Origin of the sequence: Pseudarthrobacter phenanthrenivorans, assembly GCF_036455295.1 — a bacterium.
In the GTDB taxonomy this organism is placed as follows: domain Bacteria; phylum Actinomycetota; class Actinomycetes; order Actinomycetales; family Micrococcaceae; genus Arthrobacter; species Arthrobacter phenanthrenivorans_C.
Genome location: NZ_JAYXNX010000016.1, coordinates 24,056 through 42,541, shown reverse-complemented (window position 1 = coordinate 42,541; position 18,486 = coordinate 24,056). Strand labels below are relative to the sequence as shown.

The 18,486-nt window shown below is 65.7% G+C and carries 15 protein-coding genes; all 15 read left to right on the top strand.

The features are described from left to right. The first annotated feature begins 152 nt into the window (after nucleotides 1-152). Complete coding sequence (dinB, locus tag VXJ37_RS17405; protein WP_440589832.1) at nucleotides 153-1,334, top strand: DNA polymerase IV; 1,182 nt, start codon at nucleotides 153-155, stop codon at nucleotides 1,332-1,334. Nucleotides 1,335-1,584: 250 nt separating this feature from the next. Next, entirely contained in the window at nucleotides 1,585-1,956 is a 372-nt protein-coding gene (locus VXJ37_RS17400; RefSeq protein WP_331324300.1) for a DUF3040 domain-containing protein, read from the top strand. A 353-nt stretch (nucleotides 1,957-2,309) separates the two neighbouring features. Next, nucleotides 2,310-2,738 (top strand): division/cell wall cluster transcriptional repressor MraZ, encoded by a 429-nt coding sequence (gene mraZ, locus VXJ37_RS17395; RefSeq protein WP_018763545.1) that lies wholly within the window; start codon nucleotides 2,310-2,312, stop codon nucleotides 2,736-2,738. Nucleotides 2,739-2,906: 168 nt separating this feature from the next. Further along, entirely contained in the window at nucleotides 2,907-3,899 is a 993-nt protein-coding gene (gene rsmH / locus VXJ37_RS17390) for a 16S rRNA (cytosine(1402)-N(4))-methyltransferase RsmH (RefSeq protein WP_331324299.1), read from the top strand. Then, nucleotides 3,896-4,606 carry a hypothetical protein gene (locus VXJ37_RS17385; RefSeq protein ID WP_331324298.1) on the top strand — a complete coding sequence of 237 codons (711 nt, stop codon included), beginning with the start codon at nucleotides 3,896-3,898 and terminating at the stop codon, nucleotides 4,604-4,606. The genes rsmH and VXJ37_RS17385 overlap by 4 nt, the downstream gene beginning before the upstream one ends. 47 nt (nucleotides 4,607-4,653) lie before the next feature. Further along, nucleotides 4,654-6,459, top strand: coding sequence for a peptidoglycan D,D-transpeptidase FtsI family protein (locus VXJ37_RS17380; RefSeq protein ID WP_331324297.1), 1,806 nt, complete (start codon nucleotides 4,654-4,656; stop codon nucleotides 6,457-6,459). A 95-nt stretch (nucleotides 6,460-6,554) separates the two neighbouring features. After that, nucleotides 6,555-8,186 (top strand): UDP-N-acetylmuramoyl-L-alanyl-D-glutamate--2,6-diaminopimelate ligase, encoded by a 1,632-nt coding sequence (locus VXJ37_RS17375; RefSeq protein ID WP_331324296.1) that lies wholly within the window; start codon nucleotides 6,555-6,557, stop codon nucleotides 8,184-8,186. Nucleotides 8,187-8,192: 6 nt separating this feature from the next. Then, a complete protein-coding gene (locus tag VXJ37_RS17370; RefSeq protein WP_331324294.1) occupies nucleotides 8,193-9,656 on the top strand; it encodes a UDP-N-acetylmuramoyl-tripeptide--D-alanyl-D-alanine ligase in 1,464 nt (487 codons plus the stop codon). Further along, nucleotides 9,653-10,762, top strand: coding sequence for a phospho-N-acetylmuramoyl-pentapeptide-transferase (gene mraY / locus VXJ37_RS17365; protein WP_331324293.1), 1,110 nt, complete (start codon nucleotides 9,653-9,655; stop codon nucleotides 10,760-10,762). The genes VXJ37_RS17370 and mraY overlap by 4 nt, the downstream gene beginning before the upstream one ends. Further along, nucleotides 10,744-12,321 (top strand): UDP-N-acetylmuramoyl-L-alanine--D-glutamate ligase, encoded by a 1,578-nt coding sequence (gene murD, locus VXJ37_RS17360; protein WP_331324292.1) that lies wholly within the window; start codon nucleotides 10,744-10,746, stop codon nucleotides 12,319-12,321. The genes mraY and murD overlap by 19 nt, the downstream gene beginning before the upstream one ends. Nucleotides 12,322-12,323: 2 nt before the next feature. Then, a complete protein-coding gene (gene ftsW, locus VXJ37_RS17355) occupies nucleotides 12,324-13,646 on the top strand; it encodes a putative lipid II flippase FtsW (protein ID WP_331324291.1) in 1,323 nt (440 codons plus the stop codon). Nucleotides 13,647-13,652: 6 nt separating this feature from the next. Beyond that, the gene (murG, locus tag VXJ37_RS17350; protein ID WP_331324290.1) at nucleotides 13,653-14,753 is read left to right on the top strand and encodes an undecaprenyldiphospho-muramoylpentapeptide beta-N-acetylglucosaminyltransferase; all 1,101 of its coding nucleotides are present in this window, start codon (nucleotides 13,653-13,655) and stop codon (nucleotides 14,751-14,753) included. Further along, nucleotides 14,750-16,129: a UDP-N-acetylmuramate--L-alanine ligase gene (gene murC, locus VXJ37_RS17345; protein WP_331324288.1), complete on the top strand. Its 1,380-nt coding sequence runs from the start codon at nucleotides 14,750-14,752 to the stop codon at nucleotides 16,127-16,129. Before murG ends, murC begins: the two co-directional genes overlap by 4 nt. Continuing rightward, nucleotides 16,122-17,045 carry a cell division protein FtsQ/DivIB gene (locus VXJ37_RS17340; RefSeq protein WP_331324287.1) on the top strand — a complete coding sequence of 308 codons (924 nt, stop codon included), beginning with the start codon at nucleotides 16,122-16,124 and terminating at the stop codon, nucleotides 17,043-17,045. Before murC ends, VXJ37_RS17340 begins: the two co-directional genes overlap by 8 nt. Nucleotides 17,046-17,230: 185 nt before the next feature. Next, a complete protein-coding gene (ftsZ, locus tag VXJ37_RS17335; RefSeq protein ID WP_141940876.1) occupies nucleotides 17,231-18,484 on the top strand; it encodes a cell division protein FtsZ in 1,254 nt (417 codons plus the stop codon). The last annotated feature ends 2 nt before the right edge of the window (nucleotides 18,485-18,486 follow it).

The window sequence follows — 18,486 nt, the reverse complement described above, 5'->3', positions numbered from 1 at the left end:
ACTTTCCTCCTGGTGTTGTTGGCGGAACCAGCCTCCAGTTTAGCCAGCCTCCTGCGGGGTCCTGCCAAACGGCTAGGATTGCAGTCGTGGGGCCCGCAGGTACAAACCAGTCATCCGCCGCGCGCCTTACCGGCGGGCGGCGCACGTGCATCATGCACGTGGACATGGATGCCTTCTTTGTTTCCGTGGAGCTGCGGACGCGGCCGGAGCTTCGCGGCAAGCCTGTCATCGTCGGCTTTCCGGGTGAGCGCTCGGTAGTCCTCTCGGGATCTTACGAGGCCCGCGCCTTCGGCGTTAAGTCCGCCATGCCTATGGCCGTTGCGATGCGGATGTGCCCGCAGGCAGTGGTCATTGAGCCCCGGCACAAGCTGTACTACGAGGTGTCCGGGCAGCTGATGGGCATTTTCGAGTCCATCACGGGTCTGGTCGAGCCGCTCAGCGTGGACGAGGCCTTCCTGGACGTCACCGGCGCTATTCGGCGGTTGGGGCCGCCCAGGGGAATTGGGGAGCTGGTCCGGCGGCGCGTGGCTGCAGAACTGGGCATCACCGCGTCCGTGGGAATCGCGGAAACCAAGTTCGTTGCGAAGATTGCCTCCACCCGCTGCAAGCCCGACGGGCTGCTGATGATCGGTCCGGACGAAACAGTGCCCTATCTTCACAGCCTTCCCGTGGGTGCCCTGTGGGGTGTGGGCGCCAAGACCGGGGAGGTCTTGGCAAAGATGGGAATCAGGACAGTTGCGGATGTGGCAGCCACCCCCGTGTCCTCTTTAAAGAGGGTGCTGGGAGCTGCGGGGGAACATGTGTACCGCCTTGCCTCGGGCATTGATCCCCGCCCGGTGACGCCGGTGCGTCTTGAAAAAAGCATCGGGGCAGAAGAGACCTTTGCGACGGACACGGATGACGACGGGCTTCTTCGCCGCGAACTGCTGCGGCTTTCGCACCGTACTGCGGGCCGGCTGCGCAGTTCCGGCATGGTGGCCCGGACCGTTGCCCTGAAACTGCGCTTTGCCGACTTTTCCACCATCACGCGCAGCAGGACGCTGCAGACGCCGGTGGACAGCGCCCAGCTGATCTACGGAGTGGCACTTCAGTTGCTCGAGTCCCTGGGGCCCAGGGCCATGGCCGTCCGGCTGGTGGGGGTAAGGGCGGAGCAGCTTGAGGAAGCGGCCCGGACATCGCTTCAGCTCAGCATCGACCGCAGGGACGAGAACTGGAGGGCGGCGGAACAGGCGCTGGACCTGGTCACGCGGAAGTTCGGCAACCAGTCCGTCCTGCCCGCACGGCTGATGGAGCCGGAAAACCGGGCCGGGGACGGGGCCGACCAGCCCGCCTGAGGCCTTCGCCCAAGTCATTGCCGTCTTTCAGTTCAGCCCTCAACAATCTATCCTTGGAGATACATAGTTTTCGAGTGAATGGACTTACTGCCGGACCCTCTTGGACATGCTCCCGCTCCCGCGGCGCATGCTGGAATCTGCTTTGGCCACCGTCGGCAAAGCGGGAACTTTCCAGCAACAGCAGGCGTTCTACGGAGTAGAAGTAGTGGCTGGGATCAGCCCGGACGTTGGCCTACAAAAGGAGGTCGTGATGCCGCTGTCGGAGCACGAACAGAAGCTGCTTGAGCAGCTTGAAAAGCAGCTTCACGAGGACGACCCGAAATTTGCGAACTCAATGGGTTCGGACCCGGGGCGTTCATGGTCCACGAGGCATGTGGTCATTGGAGTCCTGTGTGCACTTGCCGGCGTGTTCCTGCTGCTGGTCGGTGTCACCCTCCAGAACATCTTTGTGGGCGTACTGGGCTTCGTGGTGATGGGTGGTGGAGTCTACTTTGCCACCCTGCGAAGTTCCCGCGGAAGAACCGGCGCCAAGGGCGGCGGGGGAAAGTCCGGCAAGCAGCGCAGCTCATTCATGAGCAGCCTTGAAGAGCGTTGGGACGAGCGCCGCAGGGGCGAGCCCTAAGCGTCCGCGCCTCCAGGTTCCCGGCTCCTCCATTCCGCTCCCCATGTAATCGGGAAGTGCGCGAAAAGACCCGCTTCGGCGGGTCTTTTCGTGTTTAAGCCCGTTCTGACGATGAGTTGCCCCGCCCGCAGGGTTTCGTGGCCTCCCCAGTGGACCCCCTATTGGGAAAAATCCCTCCACTTTCCACCACCGCGGAAAATCGGGCTGTTTGCAGCATCTTTTCCCACATTTAGGCGCGCGTGGGGGCCCGATTGCGTTGACTGTGGTGGAAAGTGGAGTAATGTGGAGGACATAAGAGGGTGGTTGCAACATAGGGGATGTGCAGTTCCTGACGGCGGACAGGCGGTGGGCCAGTGTTTCTGGGCACTCACTCGCCGCGTCTGGATGAAAAGGGACGGATCATTCTCCCCGCTAAGTTCCGGGAGGAGCTTGCCAGCGGACTGGTGCTCACAAGGGGCCAGGAACGTTGCATCTACGTCTTCAGTGAGAAGGAATTTGCACGGGTCCACGAGCAGATGCGGGAGGCACCAATTTCCTCCAAGCAGGCGCGTGACTATATCCGCGTATTTCTCTCTGGAGCCTCTGACGAGGTACCTGACAAGCAGGGGCGCGTGACCATTCCACCGGCGCTCCGGGAGTATGCAGGACTCGGAAGGGAACTTGCCGTGATCGGCGCCGGTACCCGCGCCGAGATCTGGGACGCCCAGGCTTGGAATGAATACCTCGCGGAGAAGGAAACAGCCTTTTCCGAAACTGACGATCCCATTCCGGGCATTCTCTGAATCCCGGAGTAGGGCGGCAGGGGTTTCTTGGACGAGATCTCCAGCCGGCCCATCGGCTGCCAACCTGGCTCACCTTCCCCGGAGCCAGGCAGGCGGGACGGTAGGTGCGGATGGGGATCTGGTCCCAGAAGCGCAGCAGGTGACAACGACGGCGGGAAAGGACCAGGCATGACCGAACGACCCAAGCCCACGTCCGAACGCCATGTGCCGGTCCTCCGCGACCGGTGCATCAATTTGTTGGCACCGGGATTTGAAGCCGCACGGCTGCGTGGCGAGACGCCTGTTGCCGTGGACACGACCCTGGGCATGGGTGGGCACTCTGAAGCCATGCTCCAGAGGTTTCCGGACCTCCACCTCATCGGTATCGACCGTGACGAGGAAGCGCTTGCCCTCGCAGGGGAGCGCCTGGCTCCTTTCGCCGCCCGGACGGACCTCGTCCACGCGGTGTACGACGAGATCCAGGACGTGTTGGCAGACCTGGGGGTGTCCGAGGTACACGGGATCCTGATGGATCTCGGCGTCTCCTCCCTGCAGCTTGACGAGCGCGAGCGTGGTTTCGCCTACTCGTTCGATGCCCCGCTGGACATGCGCATGGATACCAGCCGTGGCCAGACTGCGGCCGACGTAGTGAACACCTACAGCGAAGAAGACCTCGTCCGGATCATCCGCAAGTGGGGCGAGGAAAAGTTCGCCGGACGCATCGCCAACAGGATTGTCACGGCGCGTGCCGCCAAAAAATTCTCCACTACCGGCGAGTTGGTGGAGCAAATCCGCGCCGTTGTTCCCGCTTCTGCTGCAAAGTCCGGCGGACATCCGGCCAAACGGACCTTCCAGGCCCTTCGCATCGAAGTCAATGAAGAACTCGACGTCCTGGAAAGGGCAGTGCCTGCCGCCGTCGATTCCCTGGCCCTTGGCGGCCGCATCGTGGTCATGTCCTACCACTCGCTGGAGGACAAGATCGTCAAAAGCGTTTTCCAGGCTCGTTCCAAATCTTCCGCTCCGCTCGGGTTCCCCGTCGAACTGGAAGAACACAAGCCCGAACTCAAGACCCTGACTAAGGGCACCGAGGTGCCCACCGCCGTCGAAATCGCCGAAAACCCGCGCGCTGCCTCCGCCAGGCTGCGCGCGGCAGAACGAATCAGAGCCAGGAGAGCTGCATGAGCACCGCCGCCGTCAAGAACTTTCCCATCGTTTCCGGCAGTTCGGCGGCCGATCCCAGGCCGGCAGGCGAACCGGGCGGCACCCGGAAGGGCCGTACACCGCTCTCCGTAGTCCGCACGGCACCGCGAAAACGCCGCGCCCCTTTCGTGGTGCTGTGCTTTGGCATGCTTGCGGTGGCATTGGTTGCGGTGCTGGTCCTCAATATCTCGGTCTCCACCTCGCAGTACCAGCTGGTCGAGCTGCGCGCCAAACAGAGCAGCCTGACCAAGACCAACCAGGATCTCACCCAGCAGGTGCAGAATTTCCAGGCTCCGCAGAACCTGGCGGCCAAGGCCACTGAGCTGGGCATGGTTCCGTCGGCGGTCAAGGGCCAGATCGACCTGTCCACGCTGTCGGTGACCGGAAAGGCGGTCCCTGCAGTCAAGGGCGCAGCACCGGGAGCCGTCATCCCGTCACCTGCGGTTGCTGGCCAGCTCAACGTGCCGCCGGCGTCCACGAGTGCAGCTGCGGACAAGGCCGCCACTTCGGGGGCAGGCAATGCTTCTCCCGCGGCCGGCCCGGCCGACGCTGCCCAGGCGGCCGCCGATAAGGCTGCTGCTGCGCAGAAGGCGGCCGCTGATAAGGCCGCAGCCGCAGCGGCGGCTCACGCCCCCGAACTTCACGGCGGTTCCGTACCGGCACCCCAGCAGAAGGCCCCGGGTCAGTAGACCACAGGCAGGACACGCACCAGCGTCGAGCAGCAAGGAATATCACGGTGGCGGAGACGACCGGCAAGTCAGGAAACAGCAAGGCACCCAACGCCACGAAGCGCTTGCGCCTGGGACTGGGCCTCATGCTCACCCTGTTGCTGGTGGTGGGCGGCAAACTGTTCCTGGTCCAGGGGCTGGACGTCGGAGGCATGGCGGAAGCCGCACTGAACAGCCGGATGACGTCCGCAGTCCTGCCTGCGGAGCGGGGCAGCATCCTTGATTCCCGCGGAACCGTCCTCGCCAACAGTGTGATCCGCTACAACATCGTCGTGGACCAGCGCGTCAACACCAAGACCGACTCCTATAAGCGGTACGAACCCCAGGCCGACGGCCACGACAAACTGGTTGACGTGAGCCGTGACCAGGCCATCACAGAACTTGCCGCGGCGCTCGGCATGGACACGAACGCTGTCCGGAACGCCGTAACCGGCGATCAGCCCTACTTCATCGTGGCCAAGGAAGTAAAGCCGGACGTCGAGGACCGCATCTCCAAGCTGCAGGTGCCCGGCATCGTCGCCGAAGGCGTCAGCAAGCGGGTATACCCGAACGGTGCTGTTGCCGGGGGCGTGGTGGGCTTCCTGCAGGACGGCACCACTGGGCTGGCAGGCATTGAGCAGACCCAGGACGACCAGCTGAAGGGCAAGGACGGCAAGCGCGTCTTTGAGATCGGCGCCGATGGGCTCCGCATTCCCGTGGGCCTCGACGAGTTAACCCCGCCCCAGAACGGCAAGGACGTCAAGCTCACCCTTAATTCCGATCTTCAGTATTTCGCGCAGCAGGCCATCCAGAGCCAGACGGACAAACTCAGCGCCGAATGGGGCGTCATCATTGTGATGGATGCCAAGACGGGAAACCTGCTGGCCTTGGCGGACACCAACGCACCGGACCCCAACAACCCCGGACTGGTCGCAGCGAAGGACCGCGGCACCCGCTCGGTCACGGCAGCCTACGAACCGGGATCAGTGGAAAAAATGATCACCGCGGCGTCGGTCATCGATGAAGGCCTTGCCAGCCCCCTGGACAAATTCACCATTCCGCCCACTTACACGGTGGACGGCCAGACCTTCAGCGACGCGTTCACGCACGGGACCGAGGAACGGACCCTGGCGGGCATCATCGGATACTCCATGAACACCGGAACGGTGATGGCCGGACAGCGTCTGAGCAAGGAACAGCGCTACGACTGGCTGAAGAAGTTCGGAATCGGCGAGGCGCCGGACATTGGACTTCCCGCGACGGCTTCAGGCATCCTGTCGCCGCCTGACCAGTGGGACGGACGGCAGCAGTACACGGTGCTCTTCGGCCAGGGCGTGTCCCAGTCCACGCTGCAGACCGTCCGGGCCTACCAAACCATCGCCAACGACGGCGTCATGCTGCAGCCACGCTTGATTGACTCCTACATTTCCCCCGACGGCACCGAGGAGAAAGTGCCGGCCCAGCCATCGCGGCGGGTTGTCTCCGACAATACGGCCCACCAGGTCAAGGACATCCTGGAAAGCGCCGTCACCGAGGGTGAAATCAAGGACGCGGGCATCGATGGTTATCGGGTGGGAGCCAAGACCGGTACGTCGGAATCACCCTGCGACGACGGGAAGCCGGGCTACTGCGGCTACACGGCCTCCATCGTGGGAATGGCGCCGATGGATGATCCGCGGTTTATTGTGGAGGTGGTGCTCCAGCGGCCGAAGGGCAGCATTTACGGCATCACCAACGGGCCGGTGTTCCGGTCGGTCATGAGCCAGACGCTGCGGACCTACAACGTCCAGCCTTCGACCGGCGAGCCGGTCAGGTTGCCGCAGTACGCCAAGTAGCCGCGCGCTTCGCCGGAAGTACCAGCAGCATCCAGCGCACCACAGTGCCCGGCGCCAACCAGGCCGGGCATGTACTAGCACCATCGGAGAGCCCCTTGCCAGAATTACCCACGCCCGGAAGCGACACTGCCCGGAACCAGAACCCCGGCCGCTTCAGGCCCGCTGTCGTGGCGGCCGTGCCGCTGTCCGCCGTCGGGCAGGCCCTGGGCGTAGCCGTCCCCGCCCCGGGCGCCGGCGTGGAAATAACCGGCATCTCCATCAACTCCCGGACGGTTGAGCCCGGGGACCTGTATGTCGCGCTTCCCGGCGCCACGAGGCACGGGGCGGACTTCGTGACGGACGCGGTCGCCGCGGGCGCGGCTGCCGTTCTCACGGACGACGCCGGGGCGCGCCTGCTTGCCCTGTCCGCGGACACCCCCGTGCCCGTGCTGGTCGTGGACAGGCCACGCAACGACGTTGGACCGCTGTCGGCCATGATCTACCAGAGCCAGGCGGCCGACGACCGCCCGTTGCGGCTTTTCGGTGTCACCGGGACCAACGGGAAGACCACCACCACCTACTTCATCACCTCGCTGCTGCGCGCGCTGGGCCAGCGGACCGGCCTGATCGGGACCATAGAGATCCTCGCCGGCGCGGAAGCCATCCCCAGCCTTCTCACCACGCCCGAGTCACCCGAGGTCCATGGGCTGCTCGCCCTGATGAAAGAGCGCGGGCTGGACGCCGCAGCCATGGAGGTCTCCTCCCACGCCATTTCCTACCAGCGTGTTGATGGGCTGCTGTTCGACGTCGCCGGTTTCACCAACCTAACCCAGGACCACCTGGACCTTCACAACACCATGGGGGAGTACTTCGCCACAAAGGCGGAGCTCTTCACGCCCGGACGCGCCCGGACGGCCGTCGTCACGGTCGACGACGAGTGGGGCCAGCGCCTGGCCGGCAGCAGCGCGGTGCCAATCACCACGCTCAGCACCAGCGGGCGCACCCCGGCGGACTGGACAGTCACCGGGGCGGTACCGGAGGGCCTTGGCACCCGCTTTACGCTGGCCGGACCCGGCGGCACTGTCCTGGACATCCACACCGGGCTGCCCGGCAGCTTCAATGTGGCCAACGCCGCCCTGGCGGCGCTCATGGTGCTTGCTGCAGGAGTCGAACCGGGTGACCTCCAGGCGGCGCTGGACAGCGCAGACCCCTTCACGGTGGCCGTACCCGGACGCATGGAACTGATTGCGCGGCAACCTGCCGCCGTGGTGGACTTCGCCCACAACACCGACGCCCTGGCCCGGGCCCTGGAAGCCGTCCGATCGGCCGAACCGGACTCCCGGCTGATCGTGGTCTTCGGAGCCACCGGGCAGCGGGACCAGGGCAAGCGGCCGGCGATGGGAGCCATCGCTGCCCGGCTCGCCGACACCGTGATCATCACCGACGACGACCCGCACGACGAAGACGCGGCAGCAATCCGCGCCGACGTCCTGGCGGGCGCCCGGCGTGCCATCGAGGAGGAGTCCCTGGCGGCGGAGCTGCTGGAGGTCTTCCCGCGCGACGAAGCGATCCGCCGCGCAGTTGCCCTGGCCCGGCCGCAGGACACGATCCTGGTCGCCGGCCGCGGCCATGAGGTGTGGCAGGAAGTGAAGGGCGTCAACCTTGCCCTGGACGACCGGGTGGAACTGCGCACCGCCTTGACAGCCAGGGGATTCAACGTTCTCCCAGCCGACCGGATAGAGTCCTAGACCGAGATGATTGCATTTACTGCGGCGGAAATCGCCGAAATCACCAGCGGGCGCCTGGACGCCGATCCCGGAATTACGCCCCTCTCGGTGGTGACGGATTCACGCGAAGCCACCCAGGGCTCGCTTTACGTCGCAAAGCCCGGCGAGCTTGCCGATGGCCATGACTTCGTTGGCGCCGCATTTGCGGCGGGTGCCGTCCTGGCCCTCGTGGAGCGTCCCGTCACAGCACCGGACGGCACCGCCTACCCCTCGATCGTGGTTGCCGACGCAGTCCTGGCCATGGGGGACCTCGCGGCAGAAGCCGTGCGCCGCATCCGTGCTGCCCGGGCAGAAGCCGGAAGCCAGCTGACATGCGTCGGCATCACCGGTTCCGCCGGCAAAACCACCACCAAGGACCTGCTCGCCGGAATCCTTTCCACGCAGGGCAACACCGTGGCGCCCCAGGGCTCCTACAACGGTGAGGTTGGCGTCCCGCTCACGGTCTTCCGTGCAGACACGGACACCCGCTACCTGGTCATCGAAATGGGGGCCACCGGCATCGGGCACATCCGCTACCTCGCCGAGATGGTCAAGCCGGACATTGGAGTGGTCCTGGCAGTAGGCACCGCCCATGCCGGCGAGTTCGGGGGAGTGGAGAACATCGCGCTGGCGAAGGGCGAGATGGTGGAAGGCCTGACCGCCCACGGAACCGCGGTCATCAATCTCGACGACGAACGCGTCGCGGCCATGCGCAGCCGGACCACGGCTGCAGTCCTCGGCTTCTCCGCGGAAGGACGCCCCGACGCCCAGGTGCAGGCACTGAACGCCGACACCAACGCCACAGGCTGTCCCGAATTCGACCTCCTGCTCCCCGACGGCTCTGCCCCCCGCCATGTGAGCAGCCGGCTCATCGGAGCACACCACACAGGTAACCTGCTGGGAGCTGCAGCAGCCGCGTGCGCCGCAGGAGTGCCGGGCGACGACATCGCCGCTTCATTGAGCAACCAGGCCGCGGCAAGCCGATGGCGGATGGAACGGACTGAACGTCCGGACGGCGTCACCATCATCAACGATGCCTACAACGCCAACCCTGAATCCATGCGCGCAGCCCTTCGGACCCTGGCCGACCTTGGGCGCGGCCGCCGTACCTGGGCAGTCCTGGGAGCCATGCTGGAACTCGGCGACGATTCCATCCGCGAGCACACTGCCGTGGGGACCCAGGTGGTCCGGCTAAACATCTCCCGGTTGCTGGTAGTGGGCCGGGAAGCCCGAGCCCTCTATGTCTCCGCCGTCCAGGAAGGCTCCTGGGGCGACGAATGCCTCTTCGCGGAAACGGTGGATGAGGCCCACGGCATCCTTGATGCAGAACTCGAACCCGGGGACCTGGTGCTGTTCAAGTCTTCCAACAGCGTTGGACTTCGCCATTTGGGCGATCGGATAGCATTACCCCCAGCCCCGACCCCTGCCGACGAAAGGAGCACTCTGCTGTGATTGCTCTGCTGATCGGCGCAGGCCTTGCCCTGCTGTGTGCCCTGGTGGGCACCCCGCTTTTCATCCGCCTCCTGGTGCGCCGCGGCTACGGCCAGTTCATCCGTGATGACGGGCCAACATCGCACCACACCAAACGGGGGACGCCCACTATGGGCGGGACTGTGGTGGTTGCGGCCGTACTGCTGAGCTACGGGCTTACCCACCTCATCATGCTGATGATGAACCCGGACTCGCCCGGGCCTTCCGCATCGGCGCTCATCCTGCTGTTCCTTATGGTGGGCATGGGCCTGGTGGGCTTCCTCGATGACTTCATCAAAATCTCACGCCAGCGGAGCCTGGGCCTCAACGCGAAGGCCAAGCTCATCCTGCAGGCCGCCGTGGGCATCATCTTCGCCATCCTGGCCTTGAACTTCCCCAATGGTGCCGGACTGACCCCGGCGTCAACGAAAATCTCCCTGGTGCGGGACCTGCCGTGGCTCGACCTGGCCTTTGGCGGCACTGTCCTGGGCGCCATCCTGTTTGTCATCTGGTCCAACCTGATCGTCACCGCCGCGACGAACGGCGTGAATCTCACCGACGGCCTGGACGGCCTAGCCGCCGGCGCGTCCATCATGGTTTTCGGTGCATATACCTTGATGGGAATATGGCAGAGCAACCAGGCCTGCGGTTCCCCGCGGGAAGCCGGCAGCGGCTGTTACTCCGTGCGGGACCCCCTGGACCTGGCACTCCTGGCCGCAATCCTCAGTGCAGCGCTGGTGGGCTTCCTTTGGTGGAACACCTCGCCGGCAAAGATCTTCATGGGCGACACCGGTTCCCTTGCCATCGGCGGTGCCGTTGCCGGTTTCGCCATCCTCTCCCGCACCGAACTCCTGCTGGGGATCGTGGGTGGCCTGTTCGTGCTCATCACCCTGTCCGTCATCATCCAGGTGGGCTACTTCAAGGCCACGGGCGGTAAGCGCGTCTTCAAGATGGCTCCGCTGCAGCACCACTTCGAACTCAAGGGCTGGGCCGAGGTGACGGTCGTAGTCCGGTTCTGGATCCTGGGCGGCCTCTTCGTCGCCGTCGGACTGGGCATCTTCTACGCTGAATGGGTTGTACTGCTGTGACCGTTTCCCACCGCCTGGAAAACCTCGTCTCCTGGGACTCCGACTGGGCCGGCCTGCGCGTTGTCGTCACCGGAATCGGTGTCTCGGGCTTCGCGGCGGCAGACACCCTGATCGAGCTCGGCGCACGCGTCGTGGTGGTTGATGCGGCCACCAGCGAAAAAGCGCGGGCACACGCGGACACCTTGAAGATCGTTGGCGCAGCGGACGTGCTGCTGGGCCCGGACGCGGTCACGCACATCCCGCGCATCGACGGCGAACTTCCTGAACTGATCGTTACCTCGCCGGGATGGCGCCCGGACCAGGCGCTGCTGGCAGCAGCTGCACGTGCGCACATCCCGGTCTGGGGCGACGTCGAACTGGCCTGGCGCGTGCGGGTCCGGGAAGGCCGGAAGACGGCAGACTGGCTGGCCATTACGGGTACGAACGGGAAGACCACCACGGTGGGACTGACCGAATCGATGCTACGTGCCGCCGGCCTTAAAGCCATCGCCGTGGGCAACGTGGGGACTCCCATCCTGGACGCCCTTCGCGATCCGGTGGAGTACGACGTCTTCGCGGTCGAACTCTCCAGCTTTCAGCTGCACTGGGCTGAATCCGTCTCGCCCATCGCCAGCGTGTGCCTCAATGTGGCCGAGGACCACGTGGACTGGCACGAATCGTACGATTCGTACCTGGCTGACAAGGCCAAAGTCTACGAACGGACGCAGAAGGCGTGCATCTACAACGCCGAGCAGGTGGAAACCGAACGCATGGTGGAAGCGGCCGACGTCGTGGAGGGCTGCCGGGCGGTCGGCTTCACTACGGTCACGCCGGCCATCAGCATGCTTGGAGTGGTGGAAGGGCTGCTGGTGGACCGCGCTTTCATCGAGGAGCGCAGGAACAGCGCTGCCGAACTGGCCTCCATGGGAGACCTTGGGCCGCTTGCACCGCGCCACATGGTGGCCAACGCCCTGGCCGCCGCAGGCCTGGTGCGCGCTTACGGCGTGGACGCGAAGGCTGTGCGCCAGGGCATCGTGGACTACGTCCCCGGCGACCACCGGATCCAGCCCGTGGCCCGCCTGAACGGTGTCCTTTGGGTGAACGACTCCAAGGCCACCAACCCCCACGCAGCTTCTGCCTCCCTGTCCGCCTTCAACAACGTGGTCTGGATTGCCGGCGGCCTGTCCAAAGGCGTGAGCTATGAGGACCTGGTGAGGGAGCACGCGGCACGGTTCAAGGCTGTGGTCCTGATAGGAACGGACACCGCGCCACTGCGCGAAGCCCTCCAGCGACACGCGCCCGATGTCCCCGTGATCGAACCCGGGGCAGGTGACACTGAAAAGGTGCAGACTGCTTCGGCGCCCGGTGGAACCCCTGCCGGTCCCTCCGGCAACGGAGAACAGGTCATGTCCTGGGCCGTGGCGTCAGCAGCACGGGTCGCCGAATCCGGCGACACCGTCCTGATGGCTCCGGCAGCTGCTTCCATGGATCAGTTCTCTTCCTATGCTCACCGTGGTGGTGCTTTTATCAACGCTGTCCGAGAGCTGGTGGAAGGGCAGGCCCAGACCGGCGAGGAGTAACAATGGCCAGCACGCCCACGCGGCCCGAGAGCGGCAGGACGCGCCCCGGCTCCACTGCCACCGCCCGCCGCCGGATTGCTGCCGCCGCAGGGCTGCGCACGCTCTACCGCCGCTTCTGGTCGGCGCTGGAGGGGACGGGAAAATCCCGGAGCGGCTCGACGTATTACCTCATCCTTGGCGCCACGCTGGCCCTGACGGCCATCGGAATCATGATGGTCCTCTCCGCCTCCAGCGTTGAATCAATCGCCGCCGGCAAGTCCCCGTACGGAGACGCCCTGAAACAGGGAGTATTCGCAGCCCTCGGGATCTCCACCATGTTCGTGCTCTCGCGCATCAACGTGGTCTGGCTGAAGCGGCTCGCGTGGCCCGCCGTCGCGGGTGCCGTGGCGCTCCTCGCCCTGGTGCAGGTGGTCGGTGCCGAGATCAACGGCAACCGGAACTGGATCGACGTGGGCGGCATTACCTTCCAGCCATCAGAGGCGGCCAAACTGGCTCTCGCCCTGTGGCTTGCGACGGTGCTGGCACGGAAAGGGAAGCTGCTTGGCAGGTGGCAGCACGTGCTGGTCCCTGCCGTGCCCATGGCGGCCGTCGTCATTGTCCTCATCCTGGTGGGCAACGACCTTGGCACTGCCATGATCATCATGATGATCGTCGCAGCGGCCCTGTTCTTCGCTGGCGTTCCGTTGTACCTCTTCGGCATCGCCGGCCTCGTTGCAGCCGCAGGCACGGCAGTCATGGCGGTAACCAGCTCCAACCGCATGTGCCGCATCACCTCCTGGTGGACCGGGCAATCCTGCGCGGACGGCGTCGACGCGAACTACCAGGCCACCAACGGCATGTACGGCCTTGCTTCGGGAGGTTGGCTTGGGGTGGGCCTGGGGCAGAGCAGGCAGAAGTACAGCTGGATCCCCGAAGCCCACAACGACTTCATTTTCGCCATCATCGGTGAGGAACTCGGCCTGGTGGGGACCGTCGTCGTCCTGGTTCTTTTCGCCATCCTCGGTGCTGCCATCTACCGCGTGGTGGTAGCCCAGGAGGACCTGTTCCACCGGGTCCTCGCCGGCACCATCATGGTGTGGCTGCTGGGCCAGGCCACCGTGAACATGTCCGTGGTCGCGGGGCTGATGCCTGTCATCGGGGTGCCGTTGCCCTTTATTTCCTACGGCGGCTCGGCCCTGTTGATGTCGCTGTGCGCCGTCGGGGTGGTCCTGTCCCTGGCGCGGGAACAGATGGCGCCGGCCATGCGTCCCAAGAAGCTGCTGAAGTTCCCGTTCCTGGCAGGACGGAATACAAGCCAACCAAAAATTTCCAGAAAGCGTGCCTGACCCCAGATGACTCCCACTAACCCCTCCATCGTGCTGGCGGGCGGCGGAACAGCCGGCCATATCAGCCCGTTGCTTGCCATCGCCGCCGCCATCCGCAGCCAAGCGCCCAACGCCGCCATCCTGGCCGTTGGCACGCCCTCCGGAATGGAAACCAGGCTGGTTCCGGCCGCAGGCGTGGAGCTCGCCACGATCGACCGTGTGCCCTTTCCACGCAGGCCCTCCGCAGACCTGCTCCGCCTGCCCGGCAGGCTGGCGGGCGCCGTACGGCAGGCCGGCGCCATCCTGGACCAGGCCGGGGCCGACGTGCTGGTGGGGGTCGGCGGATACGTTTGCACGCCCATGTACCTGGCTGCACGGAAGCGGCGGGTGCCAATCGTGATCCATGAGGCGAACGCCCGCCCCGGACTCGCCAACCGCGTGGGAGCCTTCCTGCGCGGCCGGGTGGCCGTGGCCTTCGAGGGTACCCCGCTCCGGGACGCCGTGCACGTGGGGATGCCCATGCGGAAGGAGATTTCCGGCCTGGACCGGAAGTCAGCCCGCACTGCCGCCCGCGAAGCGCTTGGCCTCGATCCCCAGCAACCCACCCTGATCGTCACGGGCGGTTCATCCGGGGCGCTGAGCATCAACCGGACGATCGCGGGAGCGGTCGCGCAGCTGGCTGATGCCGGCATCCAGACCCTGCACATCACCGGACGCGGCAAAACCGTCCTGGACCAGGCCGGACGGCCCCTCGCCGCAGAGGGCTACCGGCAGGTGGAGTACATCGACGGGATGGAACTCGCCTACGCCGCGGCGGACCTGCTCCTGGCCAGGTCGGGGGCTGCGACCGTATCTGAGGTCGCAGCGGTGGGCGTCCCCGCAGTCCTGGTGCCCCTGCCAATTGGGAACGGTGAACAGGCGCTCAATGCCGCGGGCCTGGTGTCCGCTGGGGGAGCGCTGCTGGTGGCGGACCGGGACTTCACCCCGGAATGGGTTGAGCGTGAGCTGATTCCGCTGATCACCGATAAAGCGAGGCTCGCCGAAATGGAAGCCAAGTCCTACCGGCTCGGTATCCGAAATGCCGACCAGCGCATGGCTGGTCTTGTCCTGGAAGCGGTATCTGCATGAGTCCCCACAACGCCCCCCGCCTTGAGTCGCTGGGAAAGGTGCACTTCATCGGCATCGGCGGAGTAGGCATGTCCGCCGTTGCCCGCATCATGGTGGCCCGTGGTGTTCCGGTCAGCGGGTCGGACGCGAAGGACCTGCCGGTCATGGCCGACCTCGCGGCGGCCGGCGCCCGCATCGCTGTTGGTTACGCGGCCGTCAACGTGGCGGACGCGCAGACCATCGTTGCCGGATCGGCCATCAGGGAGGACAACCCCGAGCTGGCGGCAGCGCGGGAGGCCGGGCTGCCTGTGCTGCACCGGTCCCAGGCGCTGGCAGCCACCATGGGCGATGACACGGTGGTGACCGTGGCCGGAACACACGGCAAGTCCACCACGACGTCGATGATCACCGTGCTGCTGCGTGCGGCAGGACTTGATCCTTCCTTTGCCGTGGGCGCCAACATCCCGGCGATCGGGGTAAACGCCGCACACGGTTCCGCCGCGATCTTCGTTGCCGAGGCAGATGAATCCGATGGTTCCTTCCTGAACTACCGGCCGCGTATCGAGGTCGTCACCAACGTGGAGCCCGACCATCTGGACTACTACGGCACGGCAGAAGCGGTTTACCAGTCCTTCGACCGGTTTACCGCTTTACTCCCAGCGGATGGCCTGCTGGTGGCCTGCGCTGATGACGCCGGCGCGCTGGCACTCGCCGAGCGGACCAAGGCGCGGGGCAACACCCGTGTGCTCCTGTACGGCACCGGCGAAGCGTCAGATGTCAGGCTTGACGACGGCGGCCCCGGACAGGTGGCTGTGTCAACCAGGGATGGTGCGCGCTATGGGTTGTCGCTGCAGGTTCCCGGACGCCACAACGCCCTGAATGCGGCGGCTGCCTTTGCCGTTGCCCTCGAACTCGGCGTGGACCCAGCGGCGGCGGCCGACGGCCTGGCACATTTCTCCGGTGCCTCCCGCCGCTTTGAACTCAAGGGCACAGTACGGGGCGTGCGGGTCTTCGATGACTACGCGCACCACCCCACCGAGGTCCGGGCAGCGCTTACCGCAGCCCGCTCCGTGGCAGGGGACCACAAGGTGCACGTCCTATTCCAGCCGCACCTGTTTTCGCGGACCCGGGAGTTCGCCGCAGAGTTCGCCGACGCCCTGAATCTCGCCGACACCGCACTTGTCCTGGACATCTACCCCGCCAGGGAAGACCCTATTCCCGGAGTTACCAGCCAGTTGATCGCCGACCACCTCACGGGCGGCGGCCGGCTGGTTGGGCCCGGGGATGCCGTCAGGTCCCTGGTTGAAGCTGCGGTGGACGGAGACGTTGTCCTTACAGTGGGCGCCGGCGACGTGACAGCCTACGGACCCCGGATCGTGGAGGCGCTGCGTGCCTAGCTCCCGCCGCCCCACGTACTCACCGCCCAAGCGGGACGCCCGGCCAGCTCCCACGGCGGGGAACGGCCACCGGTCCCCGAAGGACGCTGCCGAAGACGCCGGCGGTGCCGCCCGCGGCGACGTCATCACAGCCTCGCGCAGCGTCCCGGAGCCGGCGGCGCCGAAACCCGTGCGGGAGGAAAAACCTTCCGGTGCCACTGTCCTGGCGTTCCCCGAACCCAAGGGACGGCGCCGCAGGAAGAAGGTCATCCTCGCCGTCGTAACGGTGTTTGTGCTGGTGGCCGGGCTCCTGGCCGCCGCGGTTTATTCTCCCGTCCTGGCCCTGCAGACCATCTCGGTCACGGGGACCCGCCTGCTCACCCCCGCCCAGGTGCAGGCTGCACTCGAACCGCTGCGCGGCAAGCCGCTGCCGCAGATCAGCGAGGACGATGTCCGGGGCCTGCTCGGCTCCCTGGTCCAGGTCAAATCCGTATCCGTGGAGGCCCGGCCGCCCTCCACGCTCACCGTGGCAGTGCATGAACGAGTGCCGGTTGCCTTGGTGAAGCAGGGGGAGAAGTACCAGTTGGTGGACGTCGACGGCGTCCAACTGGCCACCACCGACGATCCGACGTCCGCGTCGCTGCCGGTGATTGACGGCGGCGCCGGGGCGATCGGCCAGGACCTGTTCCGCGCTACCGCGGCGGTCCTGGGGGCATTGCCGCCCGATGTGCTGGCGAAGTTGTCCAACGCGTCCGCGCAGTCGGTGGATGCCGTGGAGCTGAAGCTTGTGGACGGCCAGACCATCGTGTGGGGCAACGCCTCGGAGAAGGAGCTCAAGGCCAAGGTTCTGGCCGCCCTCCTCAAGGCTCCGGCGGACCCGAAGAACCCGGTCAAGGTCTACGATGTCAGTGTGCCCCGGCACCCCGTGACTCGCTGACACCCTTTCTTTCCCGGTATTAATCCGACACGCGGACCCGGTTATTGAATGTGGGAACCAGAGGAAATACCGTCACAGACAAGAGTTACTTGACATAACTATAACCTTCAACTCGAAGGTTAAGGTTGCAGCCTTCAAGCTCTTCATCAGTTTTCGCAATAAGACACGAACAAGGGACACGTAACGTGGCAGCTCCGCAGAATTACTTGGCCGTCATCAAAGTCGTCGGCATCGGCGGCGGTGGCGTGAACGCAGTCAACCGCATGATCGAGGTCGGCCTCAGAGGTGTTGAATTCATCGCCATCAACACCGACGCCCAGGCCCTGCTCATGAGCGACGCCGACGTGAAGCTCGACGTCGGACGCGAGCTGACCCGTGGCCTCGGCGCAGGTGCCAACCCCGAGGTAGGTAAGCAGGCCGCCGAAGACCACGCTGACGAAATCGAGGAAGTCCTGCGCGGTGCCGACATGGTCTTCGTCACTGCCGGCGAAGGCGGCGGCACGGGCACCGGCGGCGCCCCCGTCGTGGCCCGGATCGCCCGCTCACTCGGCGCCCTGACCATTGGCGTTGTCACCCGGCCGTTCACCTTCGAGGGCCGCCGCCGCGCCGGCTCTGCCGAGGCAGGCATCGACGCCCTCCGGGACGAGGTGGACACCCTGATCGTGATCCCCAATGACCGGCTGCTGTCCATCAGTGACCGCAACGTCTCCGTCCTTGACGCGTTCCGCTCCGCGGACCAGGTCCTGCTGTCCGGTGTCCAGGGCATCACCGACCTCATCACCACGCCGGGCCTGATCAACCTGGACTTCGCAGACGTTAAATCCGTCATGCAGGGCGCGGGCTCGGCCCTCATGGGCATTGGCTCCGCCCGCGGCGAAGACCGCGCCGTCAAGGCAGCGGAACTCGCCATCGCCTCGCCGCTGCTGGAAGCCTCCATCGACGGTGCCCACGGCGTCCTGCTCTCCATCCAGGGTGGTTCAGACCTGGGCCTGTTCGAAATCAACGAGGCCGCGCGGCTGGTCCAGGAAGTGGCCCACCCCGAAGCCAACATCATCTTCGGTGCCGTCATTGACGACGCCCTTGGCGATGAAGCCCGTGTGACGGTCATCGCCGCCGGGTTCGACGACGTCAAGGCCACCTCGCCGTCCATGGACCAGTCCCAGCCGCAGGCCGCCCCGCAGCGTCCTGCCGCCCCGGCTGCCGCTCCTGCCTCGGCCCACCCGCAGGGTGGCAACCACCAGGGCAACGGCAACCACCAGCAGAACGTCCAGCCGATCCACGCCGGCGTCGGTGCCGCCGGGCTGAGCAACTGGGGCCAGCAGCGCCCCTCGGCCGTCCCTGCTGACTCGGGCTTCGACGTCGACCTGCCCTCCGTGGTGGAGCCGGACCTGACCGGTACCCACCCGGATGACCTGGATGTTCCCGACTTCCTGAAGTAGGC

Coding starts and splice junctions, on each gene's coding strand:
- dinB (WP_440589832.1), top strand. CDS start 153: ATGCACGTGGACATGGATGCCTTCTTTGTTTCCGTGGAGCTGCGGACG.
- VXJ37_RS17400 (WP_331324300.1), top strand. CDS start 1,585: ATGCCGCTGTCGGAGCACGAACAGAAGCTGCTTGAGCAGCTTGAAAAG.
- rsmH (WP_331324299.1), top strand. CDS start 2,907: ATGACCGAACGACCCAAGCCCACGTCCGAACGCCATGTGCCGGTCCTC.
- VXJ37_RS17385 (WP_331324298.1), top strand. CDS start 3,896: ATGAGCACCGCCGCCGTCAAGAACTTTCCCATCGTTTCCGGCAGTTCG.
- VXJ37_RS17370 (WP_331324294.1), top strand. CDS start 8,193: ATGATTGCATTTACTGCGGCGGAAATCGCCGAAATCACCAGCGGGCGC.
- murD (WP_331324292.1), top strand. CDS start 10,744: ATGGGTTGTACTGCTGTGACCGTTTCCCACCGCCTGGAAAACCTCGTC.
- ftsW (WP_331324291.1), top strand. CDS start 12,324: ATGGCCAGCACGCCCACGCGGCCCGAGAGCGGCAGGACGCGCCCCGGC.
- murG (WP_331324290.1), top strand. CDS start 13,653: ATGACTCCCACTAACCCCTCCATCGTGCTGGCGGGCGGCGGAACAGCC.
- murC (WP_331324288.1), top strand. CDS start 14,750: ATGAGTCCCCACAACGCCCCCCGCCTTGAGTCGCTGGGAAAGGTGCAC.